This is a genomic window from Hymenobacter psoromatis, assembly GCA_001596155.1.
Lineage (GTDB): Bacteria > Bacteroidota > Bacteroidia > Cytophagales > Hymenobacteraceae > Hymenobacter.
Map to the genome: position 1 here is coordinate 1,789,564 of CP014771.1, position 11,184 is coordinate 1,800,747.

Consider the following 11,184-nt stretch of genomic DNA (forward strand, 5'->3'; position numbering starts at 1 on the left):
CGGGCTGACTTGAGTGGAATTACTAAAAAAAATATTTGGTTTAGGAACGCTCCGTGGCGAAGATACAGGCACAATCCACTACCCCAGCAAAAAAAATTCGGGCAACATTGTATTACCCAGGTCACTAAAATAGTTAAAAATCGAAGGCAAAATCAAATTATTTTTCATATATTTTGAATACAAAAAAACCTCCTCTATTCTTTACTTTAAGCTGTAAAAAGCATTCCTTTACCGAGCGCGCCCGCTGGCCGAACTAAAAAATTAGTCGGCAGCAAGGCCACCAAAAGGCTCCGCCAGCGGCGCAAAAACCAGACTGATAAAAAATTCGGGCATTTTTGCCAGCGCCTATCCAGCAGCCCTTTACTACTGGCAATAGCACACCCCATAGTTATTGCCGGGCTTACCCCACCACCAGTTGAGCTTACCTCTCTAGTCGCCCCGCTTTATTCTGTCAGGATTGCTACCTACCCGCCTAGCACTGGCAACGAGCCGGCACTTACCAGCCACAAAAAAGCCCCGTTTCCAGGTTGGAAACGGGGCTTTTGCAGAGAAGGAGGGATTCGAACCCCCGGACCTGTAACAGTCAGCGGTTTTCAAGACCGCCGCAATCGACCACTCTGCCACTTCTCTAGAAATAAAATGGCAAACTGATGAGCGGGCGAAGCGTGGAAGCTACTTCACCAGTTCATTAATTTACCATTTCGTAGAGAGGGGGGGATTCGAACCCCCGATACCGTTGCCGGTATAACGGTTTTCGAAACCGTCGCATTCGACCACTCTGCCACCTCTCTAAAGGTCCCAAATGAGTGGTTGGGGCTGCAAAAGTAAATAAGTAATGACTAATGACAAGTGCCTAATGACTATTTTTTTTGAGTCAGGCGCTAACCAATTAATCAGTAGTCACTTGTCATCAGGCATTAATTTCAGCCTTCCCGCTACGGCGTCGATGCTCACGTTCACTTCGAAGCCGATGATAAGGGTCATGCACACAAATTCCAGCCACACCATGAAGCCTACCAGCGCCCCGATGGAGCCGTAGAAGTGGTTGTAGGAGTTGAAGATGCGCACGTAGAGCGTGAACAGGAACGACACCAGAAAGATGAGCAGCGTGGCCACCAGCGCCCCTGCTGATATAAACGGCCACTTGTCGTGCACGGGCGGCACGAAGTAGTAGATGACGCAGGTAGTGGTCAGGAACAGCCCGATGAGCGAGCCGTAGCGCAGCATCAGAATCATGAATTCGGTGGAGCTTTCGGGCACGATTTCGTAGAACACCAGCCCGTCGATGATGAAGGTGCCGAAGAAGATGCCCGCGATGGAGAGCACCAGAATCAGGGCCAGAATAAACGTTAGCCAGGTGGCAATGAGGCGCTTGTGAAAATAGCCACGGTGCTTGAACCACGGGTATTTTTTTTCAAACGCGTCGAGCAGGGCCATGATGCCGTTGCTGGAAAGCACCAGCGCCGACACAAACCCGAACGAGAGCAACCCGCCGTGCGGAATGCGCACAATGTCCTCGATGGTGCCCGCCGTGGCAGAATACAGCTCGTGAGGCATGATATCGGCCAGAAACTGCAGGATGTCCACATCCAGGTTGGGCACCGGGATGTAGGGAATGAGGGTGAACAGGAAGATGATGGTCGGAAACAGGGCCAGCGTGAGGTTGAAAGCCATGTAGGCGGCGCGCTTTTCGAGCGAGTCGAGGCGTAGCTCGTGCAGCACCCGCTGGCCCACGTCGTAGAGCGACACGTGGCCCCCGCGCAGCCGCCGGCGCTTGCCCCACGCCATAAGCGTGCGGTAGGCGCGGTGGCGGCGCACATCGGGTAGCGCACGGCGGCGAGCGGGGGGGGCGTGCATATTTTGATTAAAAGCTAGTAATCAGCTGTCATTGCGAGGAGGAACGACGAAGCAATCTCTCCTTCGCGTTGCAGTACACAAACCCTACGACAAGGAAAGATTGCTTCGTCGTTCTTCCTCGCAATGACAAACAAAATTAGCTACTTGCCGAATGTGGCCGGGGCCGGGGCATCGCCGGGGTTGGCGCGGCCCGAGCCCAGGGGCCGGTCGGCGTCGGCGTCGGCAAAGTACGGAGCCAGCTTTTCGCGCACGCTGGCCGGAATAGGGACGGGCCGGCCATCGGCGGTGCTCACAAATACCATCAGCGTGTAGCCGACCGTGAGCACCTCCCCGGCCTCGTTGCGGATTTCGTACTCAAACTTAACGCGCGAGCCTTCAGTTAATTCGCGCAGCATCACCCTAATGGTCAGCAGGTCGTCGTAGCGGGCGGGGCGACGAAAGCGGGTTTGCAGCTCGCCCACGGGCATTCCTACCCCCTGCCCTTCGAGGTCTTTGTAGCGAATGCCCAGCTGGCGGAACGACTCGGTGCGGGCCACCTCAAAATAGGCCGCGTAGTTGCCATGATAGACATAGCCCATCTGGTCGGTTTCGGCGTAGCGCACGCGAATTTGGATATCAGCCTGGTACATAGGCACAAATAGAAGGTGGGCTAATCATGCCGCTTTGGTTGCTTAACCAGGAAAAAACATGATTCATCCACGAAAAAACTGCTTTAAACCAAAAACCTCCAACAGTCCGATTTGACTGATTAGCTTTGTGCCTAGTTAAGCTTATCCTAACTTTTATACACCCGGCAGTTGGATGAACACTTCTCCTCATTTTCGCTATTACCTTGCCTTCGTGCTGCTTACGCTGCTTGGCCTGGTGGTGCGCGTGCAAAGCGCGGCTGGGCCGGAAGGCGCGGCAGGAGTTAAACATACCGTGGCGGCAGCACCGCGCGGCAGCTCGCCGGCTACGACCCAGCACCCGCGGTAGCTGCGGCCAACTGGAGAAAAGGAGAAGCTGGATATTCCCTACCCCATCCCAACCAGCAAGCCGGCGCGGAGCGCACTGGTTCGCACCTTACAGGATACCCGCCCGCGTCAGCGCGGCCTGGTAGCGATGGGCATTCACGAGGTGCTGCTGCTGGGTGGCGGCGAAGGCGTGGTAGCCGCTGAAGTCGTCCTTGGCGCAGAAGTAGAGGTAGTCGTTTTGCTCGGGGTGCAGCACGGCGTCGATGCTGGCGATGCTGGGCAAGTTGATGGGGCCGGGGGGTAGGCCAGCGTACTTATACGTATTATAAGGAGAGTCTTTTTGCAGGTGCACGTTGAGCACGCGCTTAATGCCAAAGTCGCCGTTGGCGTACACCACGGTGGGGTCGGCCTGCAATTTCATGCCGCGCTTGAGGCGGTTGAGGTACACGCCCGCGATGCGGGGGCGCTCGTCGGCGTGCTGCTGCTGCTCGGCCTCCACGATGCTGGCCAGGGTGCTCACCTGCACGCGGGTGAGGCCCAGCTTTTCGCGGGCCGCGTCGCGGGCAGGCGTCCAGAACTTATCGTATTCCGACTTCATGCGCTGCATCAGGTTCTGGGCCGAGGTGTTCCAATACAACTCGTAGGTGTTGGGGATGAACATGGTGAGCACCGTAATCGTGTCGAAGCCCAGACTGCGGGTATAATTGGGGCTGCTCAGCAGTGAGTCGATTTGCTGAGGGCGGGCGTCAATCTGCTTGGAGAGCTTGGAGGCCAGCTCGCGGCGCAGGCGCACGTTGGTGAACGTGAGTTTGAGCGGCTTTTGGCGTCCCGACTTCAGTAGGTTGATTACCTGACGGTTGGTGGAGTTGTTGACCAACTCGTAGCGGCCGGGCTTCACGGCGCCGGGCTTGTTGTAGCCCATCATCTTACCCACAAAATACAGCGAGAGGTGGTCGATAACCGCGCCGCTTTTCTCGACGTGGGCCAGCGCTTTCTGCCAATTATCGCCGCGCCGGATATAGACGTAGGTCGGCCGGTCCTTGGTATCGATGTTGGGGTTGAAAAAAACCTGATAGAAATAATAGGAAAAACACACCAGTAGCAGGCCGAGTATCACGCTTATGGTGCCGTAGCGGTTGCGGCGCTTGATGGCCTCCGCGCGATACTCGAAGGCGGACTTTATGACAGGTTCAGACATGGATTGAAAAATAAAGTGGGCGAAATTAACCCCCGGCTGGCTCTCCTACCCCCAGCGCCGCAAATAACTCGCGCGCCGTTGGCTTATAGCGCTTAGCTACTGCCAAGGGGAGCGGCCAAAACCGCCCGCCGTAGTACCTTGCCCACTCGAACGGGCTACGCCGGCTACCTGTTCCTTATTTTATATAAAATCTCTTTTCTGCCTTATGTCCGCTACCCTGCTCCGCATCCACCCCGATAATCCGCCCCAAAACCGCATTTTGCAGGTAGTAGAAGTGCTGCGCAAGGGAGGGCTTATTATTTACCCCACCGATACGGTTTATGGCATTGGCTGCGATATCAACAACGTGAAAGCGGTTGAGAAGCTCTGCCGCATCAAGGGCTTAAAGCCTGAGAAAGCTAACCTTAGCTTTATTTGCCACGATTTGTCGCACATCAGTGACTACGCGCACGGCATTACTACCCCCGTTTTTAAGGTTATTAAGAAGGCCCTACCCGGTCCGTTTACCTTTATCTTCGAAGCTAGCCCCAATGCCCCGCGCTACGGCGGCGTGAAGCGCAGCACGGTGGGTATTCGGGTGCCCGACAATCAGATTGTGCGCCAGATAGTGAAAGAATTTGGTACGCCCATCGTGAGCACGTCGGTGCGCGAAAGCGCGGAGACGCTGGTAGAATACGTGACCGACCCCGACCTGATTTTTGAGAAATACCGCTCGCTCGTGGACCTCGTCATTGACGGCGGCTATGGCGGCAACGAGCCCAGCACCATCGTCGATTGCACCAACGACGATTTCGAGCTGGTGCGCCAGGGCCTGGGCGACATCGAGCAGTTTCTGTAAGCGGTGAAATGGTGAGGTGGTAAGTAACTGCTGTTACGCAGTGAGTAGATGAGTAAGGGTGGCCAGGAGGTAATTAAACGCTTCTAGTTACCCTTACTCATTTACTCACCTACTCATTTACTGGCCGCTTGTGTTTCCAGCGGCGGTGCGTCCAGAGGTACTGCTCGGGGGCGGCTTGAATATCGGCGGCCAGCATCTGCACGAATGAGGCGATAATCGGGTAGTGGGCAGCATCCAGGCTGAGGTCAGTAGTGACCTCGCTACCAGGTAATTCCATAAAGGTGATGGTATAATAGCCGCGCTTCACCCGCCGGGTGCTGGCAAAAAGTACTACGGCGTTGAATTGTGGCGTCAGGCGGTCGATACTGGTGTAGAAGCCGGCCGGCCGATGCAGGAAGTCGGTCCAGTACGGGCGGTCGTCGGGGCCAGCGGCCTGGTCCGATACCAAGCTCAGGATTTGGCCTTGGCCCCGGTGGGCTACCAGGTACCGCAATGTGCTAAGCATTGGGACTACCTCGGCTCCCAGGCGCATGCGCAAGTGGCGCACGAAGTACTCAAAAAACTTGTTGCTCAGCGGCTTATAAACGCCAGCCACCTGCCCTGGAAACCTGGCCGCAGCCCCGGCCAGCACCCATTCCCAGTTGCCCATGTGCGAGCCGACGCCCAACACCTGGCGTCCCTGGGCCAGATAGCCGCCCAGCAATTCAGGATTAGTAAAGTGCATACGGCGTTGCAGTTCGGCCGCACTGATGCTGCCTAGCTTCAGAATTTCGACTACTATCTGCGCGAAGTGCCAGTAAAACTGCCGCCCGATATTCCGGATTTCCGCCGCTGACTTTTCGGGAAAAGCGTGGCTGAGATTATCCAGCACTACTTTTTGGCGATAATGCACCACGTAGGCCAGCAGCCAGTATATGACCCTGGCAACTGCGTAGAGCACACCCAGCGGCAGGCTGGCCACGGCCACCAGCCCGGCGGTGAGCAGCCGGTAGTACCACGGTAGCGAGGGGGGGGTAGGGCTCATCGGGGCACGGCGGCCCCGGCCGGGGCATACTCGGTAAGGCTGCGCGCGCCGCTTTGGCTTTGAGTGGCGAGCACTTTCTTGGTAGCCGCGTCGCGGGCCTCGATGGTGAGGGTGAAGGGCCCGGCCGGAATTGGCCCGAGCGGCAACTGGCCCACCACGGCCGTGGGCCGGCCGGCCTGCGTGGTTACGAGGGGCGCGTCGGCGTCGGCGGCGGTGCCGTCGGGGGCAGCCAGGTGGTAGTGCAGGCGCACCGAGCGGCCGGCGGGCACCTGGTTTAGCTCGGTGTAGAAGAAGACGTTATCGGCCCCGCGGCCGTAGTAGCCGCCGGCCGCGCGGGTCAGCAGGTAGCCCCCGCGGTTGAAAACGCTCTGGGCGCTGGCCTTGGCGGCGGGCCGGGCCAGGAACACGAGGTCGCTGAAAGCGGGGCCCTTCGGCTCAGCAATGACGATGGGCAGCTCCACGGTGGTTTCGCCGTTGGCGGCTTTGTACTGGTCGCGGATGCGCCCACGCAGCGTGTAGGTGCCATCGGGCAGGGCCACGCGCTTGAGAAAGCTCAGCGGGTTTTTGATGGCAATGGTGGTATCGCTGAGCACGGGCGGCTTTAGCGTCACGGTTTCCTGCCAGGCGGTGGTGCCGTCGGCTTTCAAAATGGTCAAATCAACTACCGCCGACGATTGAAACGACCGGGGCGCCCGCTGCCGGTAGGTGAGCGGCTGGGTCGGCACCGATACCGAAATCTCGATTTCGCCGCCTTTCTGCACCTGGTCGAGGTTGCGAAACCTGGCCACCCGGAGCAGCAGCTGCGGCGGGCCGGCCTGGGCACCGAGGCTGGCCGCCAGGACCAGCGAAAGAGAGAGGGGTAGGAAACGCATAGGGACAAAAATAAGCAATTGGTCTGCGCCGGGGCCATTATCGTGCCGCGGCTGCCAGGCAACGCACCCAGCGCCGGGCGCTCCCTACCCCCCTGCGGCGGGCCAAAGCCGGCTGGCCACTCCGCGCGGCGCGGCTACCTTGCGGCCATGTCCGTTGTCCTGACCGAGTTGCATTACCTGCCATCTATTCCGTTTTTTCAGCAGCTGCTCCAGGCTGATGAGCTGCTGCTCGATGCTCACGAGCACTACCACAAGCAGACGTACCGCAACCGCTGCCTCGTGCTCACGGTGCAGGGCCCGCAGCCGCTCACGGTACCGGTAGTTGATGGTGCCCGCGCCGCGAAGGTGCGCACCAGCGAAATCGAGATTGACTACCGCCAGAACTGGCGGCACCGCCATTTTCGCACTCTGCAAACCGCCTACGGGGCCTCGCCGTATTTTGGCTACTACGCTGATTATTTGCAGGATATCTACGCCCAAAAGCCCGCCCGGCTCTGGGAGTTGAACCTAGCTTTTCTCCAACTGTTATTCCGCTGCCTTCGCTGGCCGCTGGCCGTGCAACTCACGCAAGACTACCTCCCCCCAATCTCACTGAATCACTCAATCACGAACTCACCGCTCGACCGGCGCGACTTTCTGACACCCAAAGCTATGCCGGCCGGGTCCGAACCTGACAGACCGTCGCCCCGGCCCTACCCCCAGGTATTTGGTACCGCATTTGTACCAAACCTTAGCGTATTGGACTTGCTATTTATGCAAGGGCCGCGGGCGGGGCAGTTTTTGTAGGCCTGGGAGAAGGTCAATTTTATTTTGTCCGAACCTTCGCTCCCAGGCGCTTGTTTTTCAAATATTCCGCTTTCCTTTACGTATCTGCGTAGCGTAACTATTCAGGCCGTTTTCGGTACAGCTACTATCTGCGTCTTATTTATATCTTGCTTGCATGGAAGCTAAATTTTCAAACCGCGTCAAGGAGGTTATTTCCTTGAGCCGGGAGGAGGCCATCCGGCTGGGCCACGACTACATCGGCACTGAGCACCTGCTCCTGGGCATGATTCGCGAAGGCGAAGGCACGGCCCTGGGACTGCTCAAAAAGCTCGGCGTAGCCACCGATGAGCTGAAGTTTGCCCTCGAGCAAGCCACGCGCAACACGGCCTCCACCCAGGGCACCAGCATTACCGGCTCGATTCCGCTAACCAAGCAGACCGAGAAGGTGCTGAAAATCACCTACCTCGAAGCCAAGATTTTCAAATCGGAAATCATTGGCACCGAGCACTTGCTCCTCTCTATTCTGCGCGATGAGGACAACATTTCTTCTCAAATTCTTTCCAAATTCAACGTGAACTACGAAACCGTGCGCGATTCGCTTGACTATCACGGCGCCGCTCCGAACACGACCGGCCCCAAGGCCGGCCCGGAAGCTGACGACGATGATGACCGCCTCTTTGGGCAAGGCCAGGGCGCTGGCGGCCGGGGCCAGGGTGCCCAGGGCGGTGCTGCTGGCGCTGGGGCCAAGCGGGCCGGCGAAAAATCGCGCACTCCGGTGCTCGATAACTTCGGCCGCGACCTCACCAAGATGGCGGAAGAAGACAAGCTCGACCCCATCGTGGGCCGCGAAAAAGAGATTGAGCGCGTAGCTCAAGTGCTGAGCCGCCGCAAAAAGAACAACCCGATTCTGATTGGCGAGCCGGGGGTAGGCAAAACGGCGATTGCCGAAGGCCTGGCCCTGCGCATTATCCAGAAAAAAGTGAGCCGCGTGCTGTTCAACAAGCGCGTAGTGACCCTGGATTTGGCCTCGCTGGTGGCCGGCACCAAGTACCGCGGCCAGTTTGAGGAGCGCATGAAGGCCGTGATGAACGAGCTGGAAAAGTCGCCCGACGTGATTCTGTTCATTGATGAGCTGCACACGATTGTGGGTGCCGGCGGGGCTTCGGGCTCGCTCGATGCCTCGAACATGTTCAAGCCGGCCCTGGCCCGCGGCGAAATTCAATGCATCGGCGCGACTACGCTGGACGAGTATCGGCAATATATTGAGAAGGATGGCGCGCTGGCCCGTCGCTTCCAGATGGTGATGGTGGACCCCACTACCCCCGAGGAAACGATTGAGATTCTGCACAATATCAAGGATAAGTACCAAGACCACCACCACGTGGTGTACACGGACAAGGCCATTGAGCAGTGCGTGAAGCTGAGCGACCGCTACATGAGCGACCGCTTTTTGCCGGACAAAGCCATCGATATTCTCGACGAAGCCGGTGCCCGCGTGCACATCAACAACATCGTGGTGCCGGAGGATATTCTCAAGCTCGAAGAGCAGATTGAGAACATCAAGGGTGAGAAAAACCGCGTGGTGAAATCGCAGCGCTACGAGGAAGCCGCCAAGCTTCGCGACACGGAGAAGAAGCTATTGGAGCAGCTCGAATCGGCTAAGAAAAGCTGGGAAGACGAGACCAAGAAGAAGCGCTACACGGTGAAGGAGGAAAACGTGGCCGAGGTAATCGCCATGATGACCGGCATTCCCGTGAACCGCGTGGCCCAGAACGAAAGTCAGAAGTTGCTCAACATGGGTGAGGAACTTCAGGGCAAGGTAATCGGCCAGGAAAAAGCCATCAAGCAGTTGGTGAAAGCCATCCAGCGCACCCGCGTGGGCCTGAAAGACCCGAAGAAGCCAATTGGTTCGTTCGTGTTCCTCGGCCCGACGGGGGTAGGCAAAACGGAATTGGCGAAGGTGCTGGCTACCTATCTCTTCGACAAAGAAGATGCGCTGGTGCGCGTGGATATGTCGGAGTATATGGAGAAGTTCAGCGTCTCGCGCCTGGTGGGCGCGCCTCCCGGCTACGTGGGCTACGAAGAGGGTGGCCAGCTGACGGAGAAAATCCGTCGTAAGCCCTACTCGGTTATCCTGCTCGACGAGATTGAAAAGGCGCACCCCGACGTGTATAACCTGTTGTTGCAGGTGCTGGACGACGGCATTCTGACTGACGGTCTGGGCCGCAAGGTGGACTTCCGCAACACGATTATCATCATGACCTCGAACATTGGGGCGCGTGACTTGGCGGACTTCGGCGCGGGCATCGGCTTCGGCACGAAGTCGCGCAACGAGAACATGGATGAGTTGACGAAGGGCACGATTACTAACGCCTTGAAGAAGACTTTCTCGCCCGAGTTCCTCAACCGCTTGGATGATGTGATTGTCTTCAACTCGCTGGAGAAGAAGGATATCCATAAGATTATCGAAATCAGCCTCAGCAAGCTACTGAGCCGTGTGCTAGCGCTTGGCTACAAGGTGGAGCTGACGGAGAAAGCCAAGGATTTCGTGTCCGAGAAAGGCTACGACCCCAAGTACGGCGCACGGCCGCTAAACCGGGCCATCCAGAAATACATCGAAGACCCGATTGCCGAGGAAATCCTGAAAGCCCAATTGTTGCACGGCGACATCATCACGGCCGACTACGAAGAGGGTAAGGAGGAATTGACATTCAGCATCGCCAAGAGCGATGAGGCGCCCAACCTGCCTAGCGACGAGCGGCCCGAAGAAGCGCCCTCGGAGCCGGAGGCTGGCGAGGCCAAGTAAGTGATTTAGGAGTTGAAGAGGCCGGTCCCGCTCTGCGGGACCGGCCTTTTTATTGGGCGTGGCGCGGGACCTTCTTATTCAACCACTAGCTTTATGTATCCTATTGACTTACATAGTTTTGTGAGCAAAAATTTATTCAATCCGTAAAGGCTTGCAACCGGATTGCTGGCGGCGGGAGTAAACTAAATCTGGCAAGTCTCGTTCGTTCAGTTGTTTAACCAACTCATCTTTTCCACTACCCCATGAAAATCACCTCCCTAAGCGTCGCCCTCGTGAGCGGCTTGCTCTTTGCCAGCAGCTGCTCGTCGAGCACCGATAGCAAGAAAATGGCTGATGATGCCAACGATAAGAAGATTGAGAAGACGGATTCGGCCAACACCAACGGCGGCGCGATGGCCACCGCCGGCTCGGAAGGCAACGCCAAAGACGTGTCCGATTACATGGTGGCGCTGGCCAACACCGGCCGCGCCGAGTATGAGATGAGCCAGGTAGCGGCCAAGCGAGCCACCAACCCGGCCCTGAAGGAATTTGCCACCAAAGTAACGGGCACGCACGCCAAGGACGAGGAGGAGATGAAAGGCGAAGCAGCCAAGCTCAACATCACGCTGCCTACTACGCTCTCCAACGACAGCCAGGACATGCTCAATGGCCTGAATAAGGAGACGAAGACAATGGACTTCGAGAAGAAGTATCTCGACAACATGGTGGATATCAACGATAAGGCCATCAGTAAGGAGAAGGATATGATGGGCAAAACCACCAACACCGACCTCAAAGCCTACGCGCAGAAAATGATGGACGACGACCAGAAGCACATGGCCGAAGCCAAAACGCTACGCAGCACGATGAAATAGGCCAGGTGCTAACCCGG

9 protein-coding genes and 2 tRNA genes are annotated in these 11,184 nt (G+C 57.4%); 4 read left to right on the forward strand and 7 right to left on the reverse strand.

The genetic code is table 11. From position 1 onward, the window contains the following. Positions 1–542: 542 nt before the first annotated feature. From A0257_07580 to A0257_07600, 5 genes are all read right to left on the reverse strand, one after another. Positions 543–630: transfer RNA gene (locus A0257_07580), tRNA-Ser, on the reverse strand. A 71-nt stretch (positions 631–701) separates the two neighbouring features. Further along, positions 702–791: transfer RNA gene (locus A0257_07585), tRNA-Ser, on the reverse strand. A 109-nt stretch (positions 792–900) separates the two neighbouring features. Further along, positions 901–1,857, reverse strand: a complete 957-nt coding sequence (locus A0257_07590) for a ribonuclease bn (GenBank protein ID AMR26982.1) — start codon at positions 1,855–1,857, stop codon at positions 901–903. Positions 1,858–1,997: 140 nt separating this feature from the next. Continuing rightward, entirely contained in the window at positions 1,998–2,486 is a 489-nt protein-coding gene (locus tag A0257_07595; GenBank protein AMR26983.1) for a thioesterase, read from the reverse strand. Between the two features lie 433 nt (positions 2,487–2,919). After that, the gene (locus A0257_07600; protein ID AMR29666.1) at positions 2,920–3,960 is read right to left on the reverse strand and encodes an aminodeoxychorismate lyase; all 1,041 of its coding nucleotides are present in this window, start codon (positions 3,958–3,960) and stop codon (positions 2,920–2,922) included. Between the two features lie 253 nt (positions 3,961–4,213). On the opposite strand from A0257_07600, the gene A0257_07605 reads away from it, so the two are divergent. Then, positions 4,214–4,846 carry a threonylcarbamoyl-AMP synthase gene (locus tag A0257_07605; GenBank protein AMR26984.1) on the forward strand — a complete coding sequence of 211 codons (633 nt, stop codon included), beginning with the start codon at positions 4,214–4,216 and terminating at the stop codon, positions 4,844–4,846. Between the two features lie 109 nt (positions 4,847–4,955). Here the strand turns inward: A0257_07605 and A0257_07610 are convergent, their stop codons facing one another. Both A0257_07610 and A0257_07615 read right to left on the reverse strand, forming a co-directional pair. Next, a complete protein-coding gene (locus A0257_07610; protein AMR29667.1) occupies positions 4,956–5,816 on the reverse strand; it encodes a lauroyl acyltransferase in 861 nt (286 codons plus the stop codon). Between the two features lie 50 nt (positions 5,817–5,866). Further along, positions 5,867–6,742, reverse strand: a complete 876-nt coding sequence (locus A0257_07615; protein ID AMR26985.1) for a hypothetical protein — start codon at positions 6,740–6,742, stop codon at positions 5,867–5,869. Positions 6,743–6,889: 147 nt separating this feature from the next. Between A0257_07615 and A0257_07620 the strand changes: the two genes are divergently transcribed. From A0257_07620 to A0257_07630, 3 genes are all read left to right on the forward strand, one after another. Beyond that, positions 6,890–7,528: a hypothetical protein gene (locus tag A0257_07620; GenBank protein AMR26986.1), complete on the forward strand. Its 639-nt coding sequence runs from the start codon at positions 6,890–6,892 to the stop codon at positions 7,526–7,528. 154 nt (positions 7,529–7,682) lie between these two features. Continuing rightward, a complete protein-coding gene (locus A0257_07625; GenBank protein ID AMR26987.1) occupies positions 7,683–10,313 on the forward strand; it encodes a Clp protease ClpC in 2,631 nt (876 codons plus the stop codon). Between the two features lie 242 nt (positions 10,314–10,555). Beyond that, a complete protein-coding gene (locus A0257_07630; protein ID AMR26988.1) occupies positions 10,556–11,167 on the forward strand; it encodes a hypothetical protein in 612 nt (203 codons plus the stop codon). Positions 11,168–11,184: the final 17 nt, after the last annotated feature.